The sequence below is a fragment of the Curtobacterium sp. MCLR17_054 genome (assembly GCF_003234335.2).
GTDB classification, from domain to species: Bacteria; Actinomycetota; Actinomycetes; order Actinomycetales; family Microbacteriaceae; genus Curtobacterium; species Curtobacterium flaccumfaciens.
The window spans coordinates 2,433,701-2,455,968 of the sequence record NZ_CP126263.1 but is presented as its reverse complement, the minus strand read 5'-3'; the positions used below and the strand labels follow the sequence as shown (position 1 = coordinate 2,455,968).

Annotated in this window: 13 protein-coding genes, 1 tRNA gene and 3 rRNA genes; all 17 read left to right on the top strand. The window is 67.0% G+C overall.

From position 1 onward, the window contains the following. Positions 1-30: 30 nt before the first annotated feature. The 17 genes from DEJ08_RS11630 to DEJ08_RS11550 all read left to right on the top strand — a co-directional run bounded on the left by DEJ08_RS11630 (position 31) and on the right by DEJ08_RS11550 (position 22,242). The gene (locus tag DEJ08_RS11630; protein ID WP_027466529.1) at positions 31-1,854 is read left to right on the top strand and encodes an acetolactate synthase large subunit; all 1,824 of its coding nucleotides are present in this window, start codon (positions 31-33) and stop codon (positions 1,852-1,854) included. Then, positions 1,851-2,351 carry an acetolactate synthase small subunit gene (gene ilvN / locus DEJ08_RS11625; protein ID WP_017888842.1) on the top strand — a complete coding sequence of 167 codons (501 nt, stop codon included), beginning with the start codon at positions 1,851-1,853 and terminating at the stop codon, positions 2,349-2,351. Before DEJ08_RS11630 ends, ilvN begins: the two co-directional genes overlap by 4 nt. A gap of 71 nt (positions 2,352-2,422) precedes the next feature. Next, on the top strand, positions 2,423-3,448 hold the full coding sequence (gene ilvC, locus DEJ08_RS11620) for a ketol-acid reductoisomerase (protein WP_027466530.1): 1,026 nt from the start codon (positions 2,423-2,425) through the stop codon (positions 3,446-3,448). A 209-nt stretch (positions 3,449-3,657) separates the two neighbouring features. Next, positions 3,658-4,848 (top strand): mannitol-1-phosphate 5-dehydrogenase, encoded by a 1,191-nt coding sequence (locus tag DEJ08_RS11615; protein ID WP_071405813.1) that lies wholly within the window; start codon positions 3,658-3,660, stop codon positions 4,846-4,848. A 59-nt stretch (positions 4,849-4,907) separates the two neighbouring features. Continuing rightward, positions 4,908-5,372 carry a hypothetical protein gene (locus DEJ08_RS11610; protein WP_111047588.1) on the top strand — a complete coding sequence of 155 codons (465 nt, stop codon included), beginning with the start codon at positions 4,908-4,910 and terminating at the stop codon, positions 5,370-5,372. Next, positions 5,369-5,752 carry a hypothetical protein gene (locus DEJ08_RS11605; protein WP_111055293.1) on the top strand — a complete coding sequence of 128 codons (384 nt, stop codon included), beginning with the start codon at positions 5,369-5,371 and terminating at the stop codon, positions 5,750-5,752. Before DEJ08_RS11610 ends, DEJ08_RS11605 begins: the two co-directional genes overlap by 4 nt. A 156-nt stretch (positions 5,753-5,908) precedes the next feature. Further along, complete coding sequence (gene serA, locus DEJ08_RS11600) at positions 5,909-7,498, top strand: phosphoglycerate dehydrogenase (protein ID WP_071405810.1); 1,590 nt, start codon at positions 5,909-5,911, stop codon at positions 7,496-7,498. Positions 7,499-7,511: 13 nt separating this feature from the next. Beyond that, positions 7,512-8,585, top strand: coding sequence for a 3-isopropylmalate dehydrogenase (locus tag DEJ08_RS11595; RefSeq protein ID WP_071405821.1), 1,074 nt, complete (start codon positions 7,512-7,514; stop codon positions 8,583-8,585). Between the two features lie 15 nt (positions 8,586-8,600). Next, entirely contained in the window at positions 8,601-9,710 is a 1,110-nt protein-coding gene (locus tag DEJ08_RS11590) for a branched-chain amino acid aminotransferase (RefSeq protein WP_111055294.1), read from the top strand. A 30-nt stretch (positions 9,711-9,740) separates the two neighbouring features. Continuing rightward, complete coding sequence (locus DEJ08_RS11585) at positions 9,741-10,511, top strand: fumarylacetoacetate hydrolase family protein (protein ID WP_027466538.1); 771 nt, start codon at positions 9,741-9,743, stop codon at positions 10,509-10,511. A 519-nt stretch (positions 10,512-11,030) separates the two neighbouring features. Then, positions 11,031-12,552, top strand: a 16S ribosomal RNA gene (locus DEJ08_RS11580). A gap of 433 nt (positions 12,553-12,985) precedes the next feature. Next, a 23S ribosomal RNA gene (locus DEJ08_RS11575) occupies positions 12,986-16,113 on the top strand. A 152-nt stretch (positions 16,114-16,265) separates the two neighbouring features. Then, positions 16,266-16,382 (top strand): 5S ribosomal RNA (rrf, locus tag DEJ08_RS11570). The 16S, 23S and 5S rRNA genes sit together here, the layout of an rRNA operon. Positions 16,383-16,497: 115 nt before the next feature. Next, the gene (gene gltX / locus DEJ08_RS11565; RefSeq protein ID WP_111054674.1) at positions 16,498-17,985 is read left to right on the top strand and encodes a glutamate--tRNA ligase; all 1,488 of its coding nucleotides are present in this window, start codon (positions 16,498-16,500) and stop codon (positions 17,983-17,985) included. 6 nt (positions 17,986-17,991) lie between these two features. After that, the gene (locus tag DEJ08_RS11560; RefSeq protein WP_111054675.1) at positions 17,992-18,996 is read left to right on the top strand and encodes an NAD(P)/FAD-dependent oxidoreductase; all 1,005 of its coding nucleotides are present in this window, start codon (positions 17,992-17,994) and stop codon (positions 18,994-18,996) included. A gap of 45 nt (positions 18,997-19,041) precedes the next feature. Beyond that, positions 19,042-19,113 (top strand) — tRNA-Gln (locus tag DEJ08_RS11555). Positions 19,114-19,476: 363 nt separating this feature from the next. Further along, positions 19,477-22,242: an AMP-binding protein gene (locus tag DEJ08_RS11550; protein ID WP_181439001.1), complete on the top strand. Its 2,766-nt coding sequence runs from the start codon at positions 19,477-19,479 to the stop codon at positions 22,240-22,242. Positions 22,243-22,268: the final 26 nt, after the last annotated feature.

The following is a 22,268-nucleotide window of genomic DNA, read 5'->3' as shown; positions in this document are numbered from 1 at the left end:
CCACCGCCACCACTCAGGCAAGGACCACTCATGCCCACGGAAGCAACTCCGTTGTCCGCGGCCGCCGGTGCACGCCGGTCGCCGGAGATCCTCACCGGCTCGGGAGCCGTCCTCCGGACGCTCGAGCACCTCGGGATCACCGACGTCTTCGGCCTGCCCGGCGGCGCGATCATCCCGTTCTACGACGAGCTGATGGCGTCGACCACGATCCGCCACATCCTCGTCCGTCACGAGCAGGGCGCCGGCCACGCCGCCGAGGGCTACGCCTCGTCGTCCGGCAAGGTCGGGGTCGCCATCGCGACGTCCGGCCCCGGTGCGACGAACCTCGTCACGGCCATCGCCGACGCCTACATGGACTCGGTGCCGTTCATCGCGATCACCGGCCAGGTGTTCTCGACGCTGATGGGCACCGACGCGTTCCAGGAAGCCGACATCGTCGGCATCACGATGCCCATCACGAAGCACTCGTTCCTGGTCACCGACCCGGCCGACGTGCCGGCGACCCTCGCCGCGGCGCACCTCATCGCGACGACCGGTCGGCCCGGCCCCGTGCTGGTGGACATCACGAAGGACGCCCAGCAGAAGTCGGCTCCCTACGTGTGGCCGCCCAAGATCGACCTGCCCGGCTACCGCCCGGTGACCAAGGCGCACGGCAAGCAGATCACCGCGGCCGCGCAGCTGCTGTCCGAGTCGAAGCGCCCGGTGCTCTACGTCGGCGGCGGGGTCATCCGCTCCCGCGCGACCGCCGAGCTCCTCCGCTTCGCCGAGGCGACCGGTGCGCCGGTCGTCACGACCCTGATGGCGCGCGGCGCGTTCCCGGACTCGCACCCGCAGCACCTCGGCATGCCCGGCATGCACGGCACGGTGCCCGCGGTGCTCGGCCTGCAGGACAGCGACCTCATCGTCGCCCTCGGTGCCCGCTTCGACGACCGCGTGACGGGCAAGGCCGACGAGTTCGCGCCGGACGCCAAGGTCGTGCACGTCGACATCGACCCGGCCGAGATCTCGAAGATCCGCTTCGCCGACGTCCCGATCGTCGGTGACGCCCGCGAGGTCCTGGTCGACCTGCTCGACGCCTGGGGTGGCATCGCCGTCGAGGACCGCGCGTCGACCGACGAGTGGTGGGCGAAGCTCCACCAGCTCAAGACCGACTTCCCGCTCGGGTACGCCGAGCCGACCGACGGACTCCTCGCGCCGCAGGGCATCATCAAGCGCATCGGTGAGCTCTCCGGTCCCGAGGCCGTCTACGCCTCCGGTGTCGGGCAGCACCAGATGTGGTCCGCGCAGTTCATCAAGTACGAGCGGCCCAACGCCTGGCTCAACTCCGGCGGCGCCGGCACCATGGGCTACTCGGTCCCCGCGGCGATGGGTGCGAAGGTCGCACAGCCGGACCGCGTGGTCTGGGCGATCGACGGCGACGGCTGCTTCCAGATGACGAACCAGGAGCTCGCGACCTGCGTGATCAACGACATCCCGATCAAGGTCGCGATCATCAACAACTCGTCGCTCGGCATGGTCCGGCAGTGGCAGACGCTGTTCTACGACGGCCGGCACTCCTTCACCGACCTCGAGACGGGGCACGCCTCGCGCCGTGTGCCGGACTTCGTGAAGCTGGCCGACGCCTACGGTGCCCTCGGCATCCGGGTCGAGAAGGCCGACGAGGTCGACGCCGCGATCGAGCTCGCCCTCGCGACCAACGACCGCCCGGTGGTGATCGACTTCGTCGTGAGCCGTGACTCGATGGTCTGGCCGATGGTCCCGCAGGGCGTCAGCAACTCGTCCATCGAGTACGCCCAGGCACTCGCGCCCACCTGGGACGACGAGGACGCCGACATGACGGGAGAAACCGCATGAGCCACGTCCTCTCCCTCCTCGTGGAGGACAAGCCCGGTCTGCTGACCCGTGTCGCCGGACTCTTCGCCCGGCGCGGGTTCAACATCGAGTCGCTCGCCGTCGGCAACACCGAGGTGGACGGCCTCAGCCGGATCACGGTCGTCGTCGACGTCGAGGACCTCCCGCTGGAACAGGTGACGAAGCAGCTCAACAAGCTGGTGAACGTCATCAAGATCGTCGAACTGGACTTCTCGCAGTCGGTCCAGCGCGAGCACATGCTCGTGAAGGTGCGCGTCGACAACCAGACGCGCTCGGCGGTGCTCGAAGCAGTGAACCTGTTCCGTGCCCAGGTCGTCGACGTGGCGACCGACTCCCTGATCGTCGAGGTGACCGGCGACCCCGGCAAGATCCAGGCGATCCTCCGCGTGCTCGAGCCCTACGGCGTCAAGGAGCTCGCCCGCGCGGGCCTCCTCGGCATGGGCCGCGGACCGAAGAGCATCACCGACCGGGTGCGCTGAGCGCCCGTCACACCCTTCCCGGGCGCCGATGGTGCCCGGCACCGACCACAGAACCAAGGAGACACACCCTCGTGACTGACATCGTGTACGACGCCGACGCCGACCTGACGCTCATCCAGGGCAAGAAGGTCGCCGTCATCGGCTACGGCTCGCAGGGCCACGCCCACGCCCTCAACCTCCGTGACTCGGGTGTCGAGGTGAAGATCGGCCTGCAGGAGGGCTCGAAGAGCCGGCAGAAGGCCGAAGAGGCGGGCTTCGAGGTCCACACCCCGGGCGACGCCACCGCCTGGGCCGACGTCGTCGTCATCCTCGCGCCGGACCAGGTCCAGCGCATCGTCTACGCCGAGGACATCCGCCCGAACCTCAAGCCGGGCGCGACGCTCGTCTTCGGCCACGGCTTCAACATCCGCTTCGGCTACATCGAGGCGCCCGAGGGTGTCGACGTGTCGCTCGTCGCGCCGAAGGGCCCGGGGCACACCGTCCGCCGCGAGTACGAGGCCGGCCGTGGCGTCCCCGTGATCGTCGCCGTCGAGGTCGACGCGTCCGGTTCCGCCTGGGACCTCGCGTGGTCGTACTCCAAGGCGATCGGTGGCCTCCGCTCCGGCGGCATCAAGACGACCTTCACCGAGGAGACCGAGACCGACCTGTTCGGCGAGCAGGCCGTCCTCTGCGGTGGCACCTCGCAGCTCATCCAGTACGGCTTCGAGACCCTGGTCGAGGCGGGCTACCAGCCGCAGATCGCCTACTTCGAGGTCCTGCACGAGCTCAAGCTCATCGTCGACCTCATCTGGGAGGGCGGCCTCACCAAGCAGCGCTGGTCGATCTCCGACACCGCTGAGTTCGGTGACTACGTCTCCGGCCCGCGCGTGATCTCGCCGGACGTCAAGGAGAACATGAAGGCGGTGCTCGCGGACATCCAGAACGGTGCCTTCGCGAAGCGCTTCATCGAGGACCAGGACGCCGGCGCACCGGAGTTCAAGGCGCTCCGTGCCAAGGGCGAGGGCCACCCGATCGAGGCCACCGGCCGTGAGCTCCGCGCGCTCTTCGCGTGGAAGCAGAACGACGGCGACTACGTGGACGGCTCGGCCGCGCGGTAGTCTTCCGAGAACCACTCGATGACGAGGCGGCGGTGCACCTGCACCGCCGCCTCGCGATGTGACCCGAACGTTATGCAGCAGCTCTTCTCCAGCCCCGACGCCGCGGACCGGCGTCCCTCCGCCGTGCGCGCGGTCGATTCCCGACACCCGTCGGCCGTGCTGCGCACCCGCGGTCAGGACCGCCCCGACCAGCATGGGATGATCGTTCGATGGCGGTGACGAAGCGAGCGGTCCACATCGGCGCCGGCAAGATCGGGCGTGGGTTCGTGGGCCAGTTCCTCGTGGCGAGCGGCTACGAGCTCACCTTCGTCGACGTCGACGAACGCGTGGTCTCGGCCCTGAACGAAGCCGGCCGGTTCGTGGTGCACGAGGTCGGCGAGATGCCGGTCGAGCACCTCGTCTACGGGTTCCGCGCGCTCAGCAGCAAGACCGACCGCGAGCGTGTGGTGCAGGCCATCGCCGAGGCCGACGTGGTGACCACCGCCGTGGGCGCACGCACGCTCCCGCTCGTCGCGCCGCTCATCGCCGAAGGGCTCGCGGCACGCCCGCTCGAGCGCGGTGACGTCACCATCGTCGCCTGCGAGAACGCGTTCAACGCGACCGACTCCCTGCACGCCAGCATCCGCCGAGCCCCCATCCTGGAAGACCGCGACATCGCCGCCGTCTTCGCGAACTGCGCGATCGACCGCATCGTCCCGGACCAGTCCGGGGTGCTCGGTCAGTCCGGCGGCCTCGACGTCGTGCTCGAACCGTTCTACGAGTGGGTCATCGAGCGCACCCCGTTCCTGGGCTCCGACGCCGAACCGCCGACGATCGAGGGCGTCACCTGGGTCGACGACCTGCAGCCGTTCGTCGAGCGCAAGCTCTACACGGTCAACACGGCGCACGCCACCGCCGCCTACCACGGCTACGTGCGGGGCATCCGGCTCATCCGCGAAGCACTCGAGGACGACGCCGTCCGCGCCGAGGTCGACGGGGTGCTCGCCGAGACCACCGCACTGCTGATCGCGAAGCACGGCTTCGACCCCGAGGACCACGCGCGCTACGTCGCCGCGAACCTCTCCCGCATCGCGAACCCGCACCTGCCGGACTCCACCGCGCGCGTCGGCCGCAACCCGCTCCGCAAGCTCGGCCGTCGTGAACGCTTCGTCGGCCCGGCGTCGCAGCTCGCCGAGCGCGGGCTGCCCGTCGAGCACCTTCTGGGTGCCGTCCGCGTGGCGCTCGCGTTCGACGACGAGAACGACCCGGAGTCGATCGAGCTGCACGCACTCCTGCGTTCCGGGGCGACCGCGCACGCGCTGACCGAGATCCTCACGGGCCTGATGGAGAGCCACCCGCTCTTCCCGGCCGTCCGCGACGTCGTCGCCGAGGTCCTCGCGACGCAACCGGCCGACGTCTGACGTCGGCCTCCCGGCCGTCGCTGGTCTCCCCGGTGTCGGGTCCCTCGTAGAATCGGGGCATGACCACGGCAGCATCCCCACCAGACGGGTCGATCGACCCGGACGTGCCGAACGCCGTCGACACCGACGACGCCGCCCTCAGCTGGGGTGACGCCGACGACGCCACCCACGTCGACGCGGCGCACAACCCGGTGGCCGTGCGCGAGCGCGGCGAGCGGGACCCCGAGGCGCCCGAGACCTCCGGCGCGCTCGTCGGGTTCGGTGTCTTCGGAGGCCTCTACCTCCTCTACACGGTGGCCTGGCTCCTCACCGCGTCGACCGCGTACGTCTCCGGCGTCGACACGGTCCTCACGCTCTTCGTCGAGGTGCTCCGCTTCCTCGCGATCCTCGCGCCGGCACTCTGGTTCACGGTGGTGCTCTGGGCGGCGCGCAGCAGCCGCACGCGGACCCGCCTGCTCTGGATGCTCCTCGGCGCCGTCGTGCTCTTCCCCTGGCCGTTCCTCCTGACGAGGAGCTTCGGGTGACCGGGGCAGTGCCGGCGACGACCCGCCGGAACAGCGCCCCCGTGGTCGCGAAGATCGTGGTCTGGGTCGTGTTCGCGGCGCTGTTCGCGTACATGACGGTGCAGGCCGTCGGCAACCTGACGCAGATCAACCAGCGGGTGGACGCCTTCAACGCGTTCCTCCAGACGACCTCGGGCGGCGACTCGCTGCAGACCAGCACCCCGTGGCTGTGGCTCGTGCTCGACATCCTCATCGCGCCGGTCGCGTTCGTCGCGGCGATCGTCATCACCCGGCGTTCGAGCCTGCCCGTCACGATCGCGGTGTTCGTGGTCGCCTTCGCGGGCGCCGGCGCCCTCTGGCTCGACCTCCAGCTGTTCGTCCCGACGCTGCTGGACTTCTGACGCGACCCGCCGACGGCCAGGAGGCGCGGTGCGGCCCCGCCCCGCGCCTCCTGCCCTCGTGTGGTTCTCCACAGGACCGCTCCCGCGGTCGTAACCACCGGCCCGCGTCGATACCATGGTGGGATACCAACCGTCTCGAGTGAGGAAACAGCTGCTGTGTCGAAGCCGGTCGTCCTGATCGCCGAAGAACTCTCGCCCGCAACGGTCGACGCCCTCGGGCCCGACTTCGAGATCCGGAACGTGGACGGCACCGACCGTCCGGCGCTCCTGGCGGCGCTGTCCGACGCGCACGCCGTCCTCGTGCGGTCCGCCACCAAGATCGACGCCGAGGCGATCGCCGCGGCACCGGTCCTCAAGGTCGTCGCCCGTGCCGGCGTCGGCCTCGACAACGTCGACATCAAGGCCGCGACGACCGCCGGCGTGATGGTGGTGAACGCCCCGACCTCGAACATCATCTCGGCGGCGGAGCTCACGGTGGGGCACATCCTGTCGCTCGCACGGCACATCCCGGCCGCCCACGCCTCGCTGGCCGCCGGTGCGTGGAAGCGCTCGTCGTACACCGGTGTCGAGCTCTACGAGAAGACCGTCGGCATCATCGGCCTCGGCCGCATCGGCGCGCTCATCACCCAGCGGCTGCAGGCCTTCGGCGTGACGGTCATCGCGTACGACCCGTACGTCACCACCGCACGTGCGCAGCAGCTCGGGGTCGAGCTCGTCTCCCTCGAGGACCTGCTGCGTCGGGCGGACTTCACCACGATCCACATGCCGAGGACGCCGGAGACCCTCGGCATGATCTCGGACGACCAGTTCGCCCTGATGAAGCCGACCGCGTTCGTCGTGAACGTGGCCCGCGGTGGCCTGATCGACGAGGACGCCCTGCACCGGGCCCTCACGTCGAACACCATCGCCGGCGCCGGCCTCGACGTCTTCGTCGCCGAGCCCCCGAAGGACTCGCCGCTCCTGGCGCTCCCGAACGTCGTCGTGACCCCGCACCTCGGCGCCTCCACCGACGAAGCGCAAGAGAAGGCAGGCGTCTCGGTCGCCAAGTCGGTCCGTCTCGCCCTCGGCGGCGAGCTCGTGCCCGACGCGGTCAACGTCGCCGGCGGGGTCATCGACCCGTACGTGCGCCCCGGCATCCCGCTCGTCGAGAAGCTCGGCCAGGTCTTCACCGCCCTCGCGACCTCGCCGGTCACGAGCATCGACGTCGAGGTGCACGGCGAGCTCGCCGAGTACGACGTCAGCGTGCTGAAGCTCGCGGCGCTCAAGGGCGTCTTCACCGACGTCGTCAGCGACCAGGTCTCCTACGTCAACGCTCCGCTCATCGCCGAGCAGCGCGGGGTCACCGTCCGCCTCATCACCGAGACCGACAGCCCCGAGTACCGCAACGTGCTGACGATCCGCGGTGCCCAGTCCGATGGCCCGGCGATCAGCGTCTCCGGCACGCTCACCGGCCCGAAGCAGGTCGAGAAGCTCGTCGAGATCAACGGGCACGACGTCGAGGTGCCGCTCGACCGGCACCACGTCGTCATGGAGTACACCGACCGTCCGGGCATCGTCGCGGTCTACGGCAAGGAGTTCGGCCAGGCAGGCATCAACATCGCCGCGATGCAGATCTCGCGCGAGGCCGCCGGTGGCCAGGCACTGAGCGTCCTGACCGTCGACTCGCCGGTCCCGGCCGAGATCCTCGAGCACGTCCGCTCGGCGATCGACGCGTCCTCGCTCCGCGAGATCGACATCACGCTCTAGGGGAGTGGCGGACATGAGCAGCGCGCAGACGATCCGACTCGCGGTCATCCGTGGTGACGGCATCGGCCCCGAGGTCGTCGACGAGGCCCTGAAGGTCCTGCACGCGGTCCTGCCGGACGACCTCGTGGTGCAGGAGACCCCGTTCTCCCTCGGCGCCGCACGGTACCTGGAGACCGGTGACATCCTGACCGACGACGACATGGCAGCGATCGCGCAGCACGACGCGATCCTGCTCGGAGCGGTCGGCGGTGACCCGCGTGACCCGCGGCTCGCCGGGGGCATCATCGAGCGTGGGCTGCTCCTCAAGCTCCGCTTCGCGTTCGACCACTACGTGAACCTCCGGCCGACGACGGTGCACCCGGCCGTCCCGACGCCGCTCGCCGACCCCGGCGAGGTCGACTTCGTGGTCGTGCGCGAAGGGACCGAGGGGCCCTACGTCGGCAACGGCGGCGCCATCCGGACCGGTACCCCGCACGAGATCGCGACCGAGGTCTCGTTGAACACCGCCTTCGGTGTCGAACGGGTCGTGCGGTACGCCTTCGCGCTGGCCGACCGACGCCCGCGTCGCCACCTGACCCTCGTGCACAAGAGCAACGTCCTGGTGCACGCCGGAGCCCTCTGGCAGCGCACCGTCGCGGCCGTCGGCGCCGAGTACCCGGACGTCACGGTCGACTACCAGCACGTGGACGCGGTCACCATCCACATGGTCCGCGACCCCGCACGGTTCGACGTCATCGTCACCGACAACCTGTTCGGCGACATCATCACCGACCTGGCCGGCGCGATCAGCGGCGGCATCGGTCTGGCGGCCTCGGGCAACATCAACCCGGACGGCACCTTCCCCAGCATGTTCGAGCCGGTCCACGGTTCCGCGCCGGACATCGCAGGTCAGCAGCTGGCCGACCCCACCGCCGCGATCCGTTCCGTCGCCCTGTTGCTCGACCACCTCGGTCGCGGTGACCTGGCGGCCGCGGTGACGGCTGCGGTGGAGTCCGACCTCGCCGACCGGGGCACCACGCCGCGTCGCACGGCCGAGATCGGCGACGCGATCGCCGCCGCGGCCACGGCACGCACCACCACCGCCTGAGAAGGAGTCCTCCCCATGAGCACCGACACCGCCTTCGGACTCGAGTTCGCCAGCACCCCGTCCGCCGACCGCCGCGCGGCTGCCGAGCGTGAGCAGATCCTCGCCGACCCGGGCTTCGGCAAGCACTTCACCGACCACATGGCGACGGTCGAGTGGACGCTCGACGACGGCTGGCACAGTGCGTCGATCCACCCGTACGGGCCGTTGTCCCTCGACCCGAGCGCGAGCGTCCTGCACTACGCCCAGGAGATCTTCGAGGGGCTCAAGGCCTACCGGCACGCGGACGGCTCGGTGTGGTCGTTCCGACCGGACGCCAACGCCCGACGCTTCCAGCGGTCCGCCCGACGCCTGGCGCTCCCGGAGCTCCCGATCGAGGCGTTCGTCGAGTCGATCCGGCAGCTCGTGCAGACCGACGTCGAGTGGGTGCCCTCGGCGCCCGAGACCAGCCTGTACCTGCGGCCGTTCATGATCGCGACGGAGTCGTTCCTCGGGGTCCGCGCGGCACAGGCCGTTGCGTACCACTGCATCGCGAGCCCCGCCGGTGCGTACTTCACCTCGGGCCCGAAGCCGGTGTCGATCTGGCTGTCGACGCAGTACGCGCGCGCCGGCAAGGGCGGGACCGGTGCGGCGAAGACCGGCGGCAACTACGCCTCGTCGCTGCTGCCCCAGCAAGAGGCCTACGAGCACGGCTGCCAGCAGGTGATGTTCCTCGACTCGGTGGAGGGCAAGTACCTCGAAGAGCTCGGCGGGATGAACGTCGTCCTGGTCAAGTCCGACGGCACCCTCGTCACGCCCGACTCCGACTCCATCCTCGAGGGGATCACGCGTGACTCGATCCTGCAGTTGGCCGAGGACCGCGGCCTGACCGTCGAGAAGCGCCGCGTGACCCTCGACGAGTGGCGTGACGGCGTCGCCGACGGCTCGATCACCGAGGCCTTCGCGTGCGGGACCGCCGCCGTCGTGACCCCGATCGCCGAACTCCGGGGTGACGGCTTCACGATCGGTTCGCCGACCGTCGGGGCGGGGGAACTCACGATGTCCCTGCGCGATGAGCTCACCGACATCCAGTACGGCCGTCGTCCCGACCCGCACGGGTGGATGACCAAGCTGACCGACGCGTCCTGATCGACCGGCGGGCGTGGGTAGGGTCGAACGGTGAAGATCGCACGGTTCAGCAGCAAGGGTGAAGACCCCCGGTACGGCATCCTCGACGAGCGCGCTCTGGTGGTGCTCGCGGGAGACCCGATGTACCAGGGGTTCGAGACCACGGGGGAGCGCGTGGCGCTCGCCGACGCCAAGCTCCTCGCCCCCGTCATCCCGCGGTCGAAGGTCATCGGCGTCGGGCTCAACTACTCGGAGCACGCCTCGGAGATGGACGAGCGTGCCGGCGACGACCCCGTGGTGTTCCTCAAGCCGAACACCTCGGTGATCGGTCCGGACGAGCCCATCCGCCTCCCCGCCGACATCGGTCGCGTCGACCACGAGGGCGAACTCGCCATCGTGATCGGCTCGCTCGCGAAGAACGTCCGGCGCGAGGACTTCGCGAGCGTGATCCTCGGCTACACGATCGCCAACGACGTGACCGCCCGAGACCTGCAGGCTCGCGACGGTCAGTGGACCCGGGCGAAGGGCTTCGACACCTTCTGCCCGCTCGGCCCCGTGATCGAGACCGAGATCGACCCGTCGGACATCCGCATCGAGACCCGCGTCGACGGTGACCTCCGGCAGGCGGCCTCGACGAACGAGATGGTGCACGACATCCCGTCGCTCGTCGAGTTCGTGTCCTCCATCTGGACCCTCCTGCCCGGTGACGTCATCCTGACCGGGACTCCGGCCGGTGTCGGGCAGATCCGCGACGGTGAGATCGTCGAGGTCACCATCTCCGGCATCGGTTCGCTCAAGAACCCGGTCATCGCGCGGCACTGACAGCGCTCCCGAACGGCCCGTTCCCCCAGGTGGGGAGCGGGCCGTTCGTCGTTGCCGGGGGAGTGTCCAACCGCGGCGCGGAGGGCGACACGCCCGGGATGTGGGCCGGCTTGGCGCTGCCGTTCACCTCTGCGTAAAGTAATCACTCGTTGCCGCTGAGGCGGAGAACGGAACGGCCGAGACGATCACCGGGTTGAACACCTGGAGATGCAGTCCGGACGGGGTCCCGCTCAGGCAACCGACTCCTCGGAAACACAACCTCTGGTTGTGCGCCCAGGATGTTGTACAAGACGAATGCCTCTCTGGCGGAACCTTTCGGGGTCGAGCGGGGAGTGCGTCTGGTCCTTGAGAACTCAACAGCGTGCACATTGTCAATGCCAATTTATTGATTGACCTCGTGCCTGGTCGGCTTGCTGACTGGGTCATGAAGCAATTCCTTTTGGATTGAAGATTGTCAGTAGACAGTCAACAGTCAGAATCAACTCGGTCTGATGCCTTCGGGTGTTGGGTCTGTATTTTTTTACGGAGAGTTTGATCCTGGCTCAGGACGAACGCTGGCGGCGTGCTTAACACATGCAAGTCGAACGATGATGCCCAGCTTGCTGGGTGGATTAGTGGCGAACGGGTGAGTAACACGTGAGTAACCTGCCCCTGACTCTGGGATAAGCGTTGGAAACGACGTCTAATACTGGATATGATCACTGGCCGCATGGTCTGGTGGTGGAAAGATTTTTTGGTTGGGGATGGACTCGCGGCCTATCAGCTTGTTGGTGAGGTAATGGCTCACCAAGGCGACGACGGGTAGCCGGCCTGAGAGGGTGACCGGCCACACTGGGACTGAGACACGGCCCAGACTCCTACGGGAGGCAGCAGTGGGGAATATTGCACAATGGGCGAAAGCCTGATGCAGCAACGCCGCGTGAGGGATGACGGCCTTCGGGTTGTAAACCTCTTTTAGTAGGGAAGAAGCGAAAGTGACGGTACCTGCAGAAAAAGCACCGGCTAACTACGTGCCAGCAGCCGCGGTAATACGTAGGGTGCAAGCGTTGTCCGGAATTATTGGGCGTAAAGAGCTCGTAGGCGGTTTGTCGCGTCTGCTGTGAAATCCCGAGGCTCAACCTCGGGCTTGCAGTGGGTACGGGCAGACTAGAGTGCGGTAGGGGAGATTGGAATTCCTGGTGTAGCGGTGGAATGCGCAGATATCAGGAGGAACACCGATGGCGAAGGCAGATCTCTGGGCCGTAACTGACGCTGAGGAGCGAAAGCATGGGGAGCGAACAGGATTAGATACCCTGGTAGTCCATGCCGTAAACGTTGGGCGCTAGATGTAGGGACCTTTCCACGGTTTCTGTGTCGTAGCTAACGCATTAAGCGCCCCGCCTGGGGAGTACGGCCGCAAGGCTAAAACTCAAAGGAATTGACGGGGGCCCGCACAAGCGGCGGAGCATGCGGATTAATTCGATGCAACGCGAAGAACCTTACCAAGGCTTGACATACACCGGAAACGGCCAGAGATGGTCGCCCCCTTGTGGTCGGTGTACAGGTGGTGCATGGTTGTCGTCAGCTCGTGTCGTGAGATGTTGGGTTAAGTCCCGCAACGAGCGCAACCCTCGTTCTATGTTGCCAGCGGGTTATGCCGGGGACTCATAGGAGACTGCCGGGGTCAACTCGGAGGAAGGTGGGGATGACGTCAAATCATCATGCCCCTTATGTCTTGGGCTTCACGCATGCTACAATGGCCGGTACAAAGGGCTGCGATACCGTAAGGTGGAGCGAATCCCAAAAAGCCGGTCTCAGTTCGGATTGAGGTCTGCAACTCGACCTCATGAAGTCGGAGTCGCTAGTAATCGCAGATCAGCAACGCTGCGGTGAATACGTTCCCGGGCCTTGTACACACCGCCCGTCAAGTCATGAAAGTCGGTAACACCCGAAGCCGGTGGCCTAACCCTTGTGGAAGGAGCCGTCGAAGGTGGGATCGGTGATTAGGACTAAGTCGTAACAAGGTAGCCGTACCGGAAGGTGCGGCTGGATCACCTCCTTTCTAAGGAGCATCTGGTCAGTGCTGGTCGCCCATTAGGGGTGGTTGGTTGCTGGTCCAGGCGCCTGTTTCGGACCGAACGTGTCCGACGGGTAGCTCATGGGTGGAACATTGACAGTGCAGTTGGGAGTGATGCCTCCGACCTCAGTACGCTCTGCTTGCAGGGTTGGGACGGGTCGTGGGTGGAGCTGCTGGCTGGTGCACGTTGTTGGGTCCTGAGGGACCAGGCTTCCTGCTGTCACGTGAGTGGTGGTGGGGGTTGGGCCTACGGGTCCTTCGTCGGGCCAGGGTGAACCTACCGTTGTGGTGGGGGAGTGCTGGTGCCGATCGTATGTTGAGAACTACACAGTGGACGCGAGCATCTTTGATTCGCGTCATCCATGATCAGCCTTCGGGCTGCTGATTGGTGACGTTGGATCGCAATTTTAATCTTTGTGGTCAAGTTTCTAAGAGCAAACGGTGGATGCCTTGGCATCTGGAGCCGATGAAGGACGTAGAAATCTGCGATAAGCCTCGGGGAGCTGATAATCGAGCCTCGATCCGAGGATTTCCGAATGGGGAAACCCCGCCAGGCGTTTTGCGACCTGGTGACTCCCGCCTGAATATATAGGGCGGGTAGAGGGAACGTGGGGAAGTGAAACATCTCAGTACCCACAGGAAGAGAAAACAACATGTGATTCCGTGAGTAGTGGCGAGCGAAAGCGGATGAGGCTAAACCGATCATGTGTGATAGCCGGCGGGCGTTGCATGGTCGGGGTTGTGGGACACGTCACTCAGTTCTGCCGGACTGGGACGGTTACAGCGCATCATAGTCGAACCGGTTTGAAAGCCGGGCCGTAGTGGGTGCCAGCCCCGTAGACGAAATGGTGTTATGGCCGGATGTGTATCCCAAGTAGCACGGGGCCCGAGAAATCCCGTGTGAATCTGTCAGGACCACCTGATAAGCCTAAATACTCCCAGATGACCGATAGCGGACAAGTACCGTGAGGGAAAGGTGAAAAGTACCCCGGGAGGGGAGTGAAATAGTACCTGAAACCGTTTGCTTACAAACCGTCGGAGCCTCCTTAGTAGGGGTGACGGCGTGCCTTTTGAAGAATGAGCCTGCGAGTTAGTGATATGTGGCGAGGTTAACCCGTGAGGGGCAGCCGTAGCGAAAGCGAGTCTGAATAGGGCGTTTGAGTCGCATGTTCTAGACCCGAAGCGAAGTGATCTATCCATGGCCAGGTTGAAGCGACGGTAAGACGTCGTGGAGGACCGAACCCACTTCAGTTGAAAATGGAGGGGATGAGCTGTGGATAGGGGTGAAAGGCCAATCAAACTTCGTGATAGCTGGTTCTCTCCGAAATGCATTTAGGTGCAGCGTTGCGTGTTTCTCGCCGGAGGTAGAGCTACTGGATGGCCGATGGGCCTCAACAGGTTACTGACGTCAGCCAAACTCCGAATGCCGGTGAGTGAGAGCGCAGCAGTGAGACGGTGGGGGATAAGCTTCATCGTCGAGAGGGAAACAACCCAGACTACCAACTAAGGTCCCTAAGCGTGTGCTAAGTGGGAAAGGATGTGGAGTTGCACAGACAACCAGGAGGTTGGCTTAGAAGCAGCCACCCTTGAAAGAGTGCGTAATAGCTCACTGGTCAAGTGATTCCGCGCCGACAATGTAACGGGGCTCAAGCACACCACCGAAGTTGTAGATTTCGCACTATAGACAAGCCTTCGTGGTTCAGTCGTGCGGAGTGGTAGGAGAGCGTCGTGTGGCGAGTGAAGCGGCGGAGTGATCCAGCCGTGGACGCTACACGAGTGAGAATGCAGGCATGAGTAGCGAAAGACGGGTGAGAAACCCGTCCTCCGAAAGACCAAGGGTTCCAGGGCCAGGTTAATCCGCCCTGGGTAAGTCGGGACCTAAGGCGAGGCCGACAGGCGTAGTCGATGGACAACGGGTTGATATTCCCGTACCGGCGAACAACCGCCCAAGCTAATCCAGTGGTGCTAAGAGTCCTAACCCGGTACATCCGGATCCCTTCGGGGTGATGGTGGCCGGTCTAACGCTCGACCCCATGCTGGTGCGGTTAGCGTATGAACAGGTGTGACGCAGGAAGGTAGCTGAGCCAGGCGATGGTATCCGTAAGGTGAACCTGGTGTAAGGATGTAGGGCTGACGATAGGCAAATCCGTCGTCTGTATGCCTGAGATCCGACGCGTACCCGTAAGGGGAAATCAGTGATCCTATGCTGCCGAGAAAAGCATCGACGCGAGGTTGCAGCCGCCCGTACCCGAAACCGACTCAGGTGGTCAGGTAGAGAATACCAAGGAGATCGAGAGAATCGTGGTTAAGGAACTCGGCAAAATGCCCCCGTAACTTCGGGAGAAGGGGGGCCGGACACGTGACCGGATTTACTCCGTGAGCGTTGAAGGCCGCAGAGACCAGTGGGAAGCGACTGTTTACTAAAAACACAGGTCCGTGCGAAGTCGCAAGACGATGTATACGGACTGACGCCTGCCCGGTGCTGGAAGGTTAAGAGGAAGGGTTAGCCTTTGGGCGAAGCTCTGAATTTAAGCCCCAGTAAACGGCGGTGGTAACTATAACCATCCTAAGGTAGCGAAATTCCTTGTCGGGTAAGTTCCGACCTGCACGAATGGCGTAACGACTTCCCAGCTGTCTCAACCGCGAACTCGGCGAAATTGCACTACGAGTAAAGATGCTCGTTACGCGCAGCAGGACGGAAAGACCCCGTGACCTTTACTACAGTTTGGTATTGGTGTTCGGAGTGGCTTGTGTAGGATAGGTGGGAGACTGTGAAGCGGGCACGCTAGTGTTCGTGGAGTCATTGTTGAAATACCACTCTGGTCACTTTGGATGTCTAACGTAGGACCCTGATCGGGTTCATGGACAGTGCCTGATGGGTAGTTTAACTGGGGCGGTTGCCTCCCAAAGAGTAACGGAGGCGCCCAAAGGTTCCCTCAACCTGGTTGGCAATCAGGTGGCGAGTGTAAGTGCACAAGGGAGCTTGACTGTGAGACTGACAGGTCGAGCAGGGACGAAAGTCGGGACTAGTGATCCGGCAGTGGCTTGTGGAAGCGCTGTCGCTCAACGGATAAAAGGTACCTCGGGGATAACAGGCTGATCTTGCCCAAGAGTCCATATCGACGGCATGGTTTGGCACCTCGATGTCGGCTCGTCGCATCCTGGGGCTGGAGTAGGTCCCAAGGGTTGGGCTGTTCGCCCATTAAAGCGGTACGCGAGCTGGGTTTAGAACGTCGTGAGACAGTTCGGTCCCTATCCGCTGCGCGCGTTGGAAATTTGAGAAGATCTATCCCTAGTACGAGAGGACCGGGATGGACGAACCTCTGGTGTGTCAGTTGTTCTGCCAAGGGCACCGCTGATTAGCTACGTTCGGACCGGATAACCGCTGAAAGCATCTAAGCGGGAAGCCGTCTTCGAGATGAGATTTCCATGCACCTTGAGTGTGAGAGGCTCCCAGCAGACTACTGGGTTGATAGGCCGGATGTGGAAGCGGGGACTAACGACCCGTGGAGCTGACCGGTACTAATAAGCCGAAGACTTGATAACACACTGATTTCCGTGCACTTGTTGCACGGGCTCGCGTCCACTTTGTGGTTCCCGACAGACGATCGGGAATCGAAACTGAATACACCGCTCTGCCCTCTTCACGGAGGGCAGCAGTCGGAACAGCTTTGAGGCCAGATCATGGTCGAAGGTGTTCCGGTGGTCATAGCGAGAGGGAAACGCCCGGTCACATTCCGAACCCGGAAGCTAAGCCTCTCAGCGCCGATGGTACTGCAAGGGGGACCTTGTGGGAGAGTAGGACGCCGCCGGACTTAACGTGGAAGAACCAGGGAACCCCTGACCATTCGTGGTCAGGGGTTTTCTGCGTTTGCGGACCGTCAACAGGGCAGGTTGGAGAGACGGACGCCGCGGTAGGGTTGTCGGGTCATGACTGCGCCATTCACCACTGCCTCCGGCTCCGACATCCGCGTCCGCTTCTGCCCGAGCCCGACGGGGACCCCGCACGTGGGGCTCATCCGCACCGCGCTCTTCAACTGGGCCTACGCCCGTCACACCGGCGGCAAGCTCGTGTTCCGCATCGAGGACACCGACGCCGCCCGCGACAGCGAGGAGTCGTACGGGCAGATCCTCGACGCGCTCCGCTGGCTGCGGCTCGACTGGGACGAGGGCGTGGACGCCGGCGGCGAGCACGGACCCTACCGGCAGTCCGAGCGCACCGCGATCTACGACGACGTGATCGCGAAGCTCAAGGAGTCGGGTCACATCTACGAGTCCTTCGTCACGCCGGACGAGATGGAGGCCCGCAACAAGGCGGCCGGTCGTGACCCCAAGCAGGGCTACGACAACCACGAGCGCGACCTGACCGATGCCGAGCGCCAGGCGTTCCGCGACGAGGGCCGCGAGCCGGCGCTCCGCCTGCGGGTCCCCGACCGTGACCTGAGCTTCGACGACCTGGTGCGCGGGGAGATCACCTTCAAGCAGGGCACGTTCCCCGACTTCGTGGTGGTCCGTCCGAACGGCAAGCCGCTGTACACGTTCACGAACCCGGTCGACGACGCCCTGATGGGCATCACGCACGTGCTCCGGGGCGAGGACCTGCTGTCGTCGACCCCGCGCCAGATCGCCCTGTACGAGGCGCTGTACGAGATCGGCCTCGCGCCCTCCATCCCCGTGTTCGGACACCTGCCGTACGTGATGGGGGAGGGCAACAAGAAGCTCTCGAAGCGTGACCCCGAGTCGAACCTGTTCCACCACCGCGCCGCCGGCATGATCCCGGAGGGGCTCGTCAACTACCTGGCGCTGCTCGGCTGGTCGATCGGCCCCGACCGCGACGTGTTCTCGATCGACGAGATGGTCGCGGCGTTCGACGTCACCGACGTGAACCCGAACCCGGCCCGCTTCGACCACAAGAAGGCCGAGGCGATCAACGGGGACCACATCCGTCTGCTGGCTCCCGAGGACTTCCGGTCGCGTCTGCTGCCGTACCTGTCGGAGTTCATCAGTGACCCGGCGACCCCGGAGCAGCTCGAGGTCCTGACCAAGGCGGCTCCGCTCGTGCAGGAGCGCATGCAGCTGCTCGGCGAGGCGTCGGCGATGCTCGGGTTCCTGTTCACCTCCGACGCCGAACTGGTGGTCGAGGACGACGCCCTGGCCTCGCTCAAGGGCGACACGGCGACGGTCCTGACCGCGAGCACCGCCGCGCTCGAGGGCGTCCAGGACTGGACCACCGAGGCCATCGAGGGTGCGCTCCGTGCGGCCCTCATCGACGAGCTCGGCCTGAAGCCCCGCGTCGCCTTCGGCCCGCTGCGCGTGGCGGTGTCCGGACGCCGGATCAGCCCGCCGCTGTTCGAGTCGATGGAGATCCTGGGCAAGGAGTCCACCCTGACCCGGCTCCGCGCCCTCGCGGCGCGCTGACCGACCGTGAGCAGTACGGAGCACGCCGACCAGGTCGTGTACGACGTCGCGGTCATCGGCGCCGGGCCGGCCGGGCTGAGCGCTGCGCTCAACCTGGTCCGGGCGAAGCGCACCGTGCTGCTCGTCGACGCGAACCGCCCTCGGAACGCGGCGACGCTGCGGTCGCACGGGTTCCTGACGCGGGACGGCATCTCGCCGCTCGAGCTCCGCAAGCTCGGGCGGACCGAGGTCGAGGGGTACCCGGAAGCGACGGTCGTGCAGTCCGTCGTCGACCTGGTGGCCCCGGACCCCGACACGGACACCTGGCGGGTGCACGGTTCGTGGCGCGGCACCGAGCTCGAGGCCCGCGCCCGGACGGTCGTCGTGGCGACGGGGTTGCGTGAGGAGTTCCCGGCGCTGCCGATGCTCCGCGCGTTCTACGGCACCGCGGTGCACAGCTGTGTCGAGTGTGATGCGTACGACAAGGCCGGGCAGCCGCTCGCGTTCATCTGCGAGACCGACGACGTCGTCGACCGCGCACTGCTCATCGCCGCGTGGACCGACGACCTGATCGTCTACACGAACGGGGTGGCGCCGCTCGACGACGTTGGCCGCGCTCGGCTGGCGTCGGCGGGGATCGTCGTGGACGAGCGGGTCGTCGAGGACCTCGAGGGCGATCGCACCGGGATGACCGGTGTCCGGCTCGCCGACGGCCACGTCGAGCCACGGTCCGGCGGGTTCGTCCGACCGGTGTGGCACGCCGACCTCGACTGGCTGCACACGAGCGGGGACACGGACGCGGCGAGCGACACGCCCGAGGCGCTCGACGGGCTCCAGCGCGACACGCAGGGACTCCTCGTGGTCGACCGGGTTGGGCGGACGTCCGTCCTGGGGCTCTACGCCGTGGGAGACGTGACGCCTCCCGGGCCGGAGCAGCTCATCGTCGCCGCCGGACACGGAGCCGCGACCGCCGCCGCCGTGCACCGAGACCTGGTGGGTGGTCTTGCGGACCTCCGGGATGCTGTACAGTAGTTGATCGTGCCCCGGGTGACCGGGCCAGAAGGTCGACAGGCCTTTTGGGGTATGGTGTAATTGGCAACACAGCGGTTTCTGGTACCGTCGTTCTTGGTTCGAGTCCAGGTACCCCAGCACTCGATGAACAGCCCCCGGGACTTCCCGGGGGCTGTTCTCGTTTCCGGGACCTTCTCGTTCCGAGCGTCCTCATCGGCGATGCACGGCGCATCCACGGTCGCGCCACGGCTGATCCGGAGGTTGCGCGGAACCGCACGATCCCCGAGCCGGGCGAGCCGCCATGCGGACGGCGCCCACGGCGGTGGACCGGTCGTTCCGGAGTCGTACCGTCCGTGGCGGGCGCAGGCCGCGCCTCCAGGCCGGTTGCGGTTCCCCGCACCGGGCCGACGCCTGCTCGCGGGCCGGGGGAACGCGGACCTACGGTCGGAGGACCGTCGCGGGAGTCGTGGCGGTCCGCTGCTGAGCACCCGAGGTGTCATCGTGACCTCCGTCGACCCGCTGACGACCGTCGATCCCTGGAACCACCCCGCAGCCGTGCCCGCGGCGGCCGACCACTCCGTCCTGGACCGCTGGGACCGCGTGGTGGCGCTCCGGGGCGACGCCGCCGCGCTCGCGGGGGACGGCCGTCCGTACACCTACGGCGAAGCGGACCGGGCCTCGCGCGCGCTGGCCGCAGCCCTGGCCGTGACGCTCCGACCCGACGACCACAGCGGCGCCGGCGTCGGCGACACCCCGGGCGGGGCATCGAAGCCGGTCGGGCTGATGGCGGGGCAGTCGACCGAGGCCGTGATCGGCATCCTCGCGCTGGTGCGTGCCGGACGGACCGTGGTGGTGCTCGACGACCACCTGCCCGCAGCGCGCCTGGCGCACGTGGCCCGGCTCGCCGGCGTCGACGAGATCGTGGCAGACACCGAACGTGCAGCGCTGGCCGCCGACGTGGTCGCGGAACGGGACGGCCGGGTGCACGCACTCGGCGAACTGCTGGACGCGGGCGAACCGGGCGCGGCCCCGTCGGCGGACACCGTCGGCGTGCGCCCCGGCGGGCGGGACCCCTTCGCCATCGTCTTCACCTCCGGCTCGACCGGCATGCCGAAGGGCGTCGTCCTGACGCACCGGCAGCAGATCGCCGACGCCGAGCAGGACGCGGTCGCACTCGGCCTCGGCCCGGGCGACCGGCTCGGTGTCGTCCTGCCGCTGTCGTTCGCGGCCGGGCTCCTGTTCTCGTTCGACACGTTGCTCTGCGGCGGCACCATCGTGCTGCTCGAGCCGCGTGAGCTCGGTGTCGAGCGGCTGCTCGGGCGGTTCCGGGACGACGACGTGAACGTGCTCGTCTGCACCCCGCACCTGCTGCGCTCGATCGTCGGGTCGCAGAACGCCCCCGGGTCGCACGGGACCGCCGCCGGCACCGCGCCGGTGCTCGGCGGGCTGCGCTTCCTGATGACCACGGGCGAGTCCGTCACCGGCGCCGACCTCGCCGCGGCCCGACCCCACCTGGACCCGGACACGCTGCTCCTGAACGCCTTCGGCTCGAGCGAGACCGCGTGCGTCGCGTACTGCCCGGTGGCACCGGGCGAGCCGGTGCCCGAGGGTGTCGTGCCCGCCGGGTGGCCGCTGCCCGGCAAGACGGTCCTCGTGCTCCGTGAGGACGGCAGCCCTGCCGACCCGGGGGAGACCGGTGAGCTCGTCGTCGTCTCCGACGCCCTGACCGCGGGCTACTGGGGTGCGCCGGAGAAGACCGCCGAACGGGCCGGACGCACCGGCGAAGCCGAGGCCGTCGCCGGCATCCCCGTCGGGACCCCGAGCTGGCGGCAGGGCGACCTGGCACGCGTCGACCCCGACGGCCGGCTCGTGCTGCTCGGCCGATCCGACGACGCCGTGAAGGTCCGCGGCTACCTGGTCGAGCCGAGTGAGGTCGAGGCGGCGCTCCGCGCGGTCCCCGAGGTGCACGACGCGGTCGTGACGGCACAGGTCGACCCCGGTTCCGTCACCCGGCTCGTCGCCTACGTGGTCGGTCGCCCGGGGCACCGCACCCCGGCCCCGGGTGCGCTCCGACGGGCGCTCCGTGAGCGGCTGCCCGAGTACATGGTGCCGGCGTCGATCGTGCCGATGACCGAACTGCCGCGGAACGAGCGCGGCAAGGTCGACCGGGCCGAACTCCCCGGGGCACCGAGCGTCGAGACCGAGATGGTCGAGGGCGAGTACGACCAGTGGGAGCTCGTCGTGGGGCAGATCTGGGCCGAGGTGCTCGGCCTGCGGGGCGTGCACCTCGACGAGGACTTCTCCGCGCTCGGCGGCGACTCGCTGTCCGCCGAGGAGATGCTCGCCGTCGTGCAGGACCGGCTCGGGGTCGACCTGCGCTCCTCGGACGTGCTCGAGCACCCGACGCTCCGCGCCTTCGCCCGACGGGTGCGGAGCGGCACGAGCGCGCTGCCGAGCCACCCCGACGTCGTGAAGGTCTCCGAGGCGCGCGAGGGCGGCCGTCCGCCGGTGTTCTGCTTCGCCGGTGGCGGTGCCCTGGCGCTGACGTTCCTGCCGCTCTCGCGGCACCTGCCCGCGCACGACCTGTACGCGTTCCAGCAGCACGCCCTCGAGCGCCGTGGGATGCCGGACTGGAACATCGAGCGGAGCGCCCGCCGCTACCTCGCCCTGATGCGCATCGTCCAGCCCCGCGGCCCCTACCTGCTCGTCGGGCACTCGCTCGGCGGACTCGTCGCGCTCGAGATCGCCCGGCTCCTGACCGAGAGCGGCGAGCAGGTGGAACACGTCGTCCTGCTCGACACCTACCTGCCCCGCACGAAGTCCGAACAGGCCCGCCTGCACTTCGGCCGGATGGAGCCGCGCGACCAGCCGAACACCGCCGTCCGGGCCGTGCAGCGGGGGCTCGACCGCGCCGTCAGGCGGGTGCTGCCCGCGGGTGTGCCGTACGGGGCGCTGTTCGCCAAGCGGCTCCGTGCGTACACCGCCGGCGTGCTGCGGCACGGTGGGCAGAAGGACTTCGACGCCTTCTTCGACCAGGCCGAGATCGTCACCAGGCGCCACCACCCGACGCCGTTCCACGGGCGCGCCACCTACGTCCTCGCCGACGCCAACCCCGACGCCGCCGGGTGGTCCGCCCTGCTGCGCGGGCCCACCGAGATGGTGCGGATCGCGAGCGAGCACACGTCGCTGCTGCGGGAACCGCACGTCGCCGAGCTCGCGGTCGCGCTGCGGGCCGCCTTCGAGACGGCGGACGTGCCGCAGGTCTGAGACGGGCCCACGAGCGGACGGGAGGC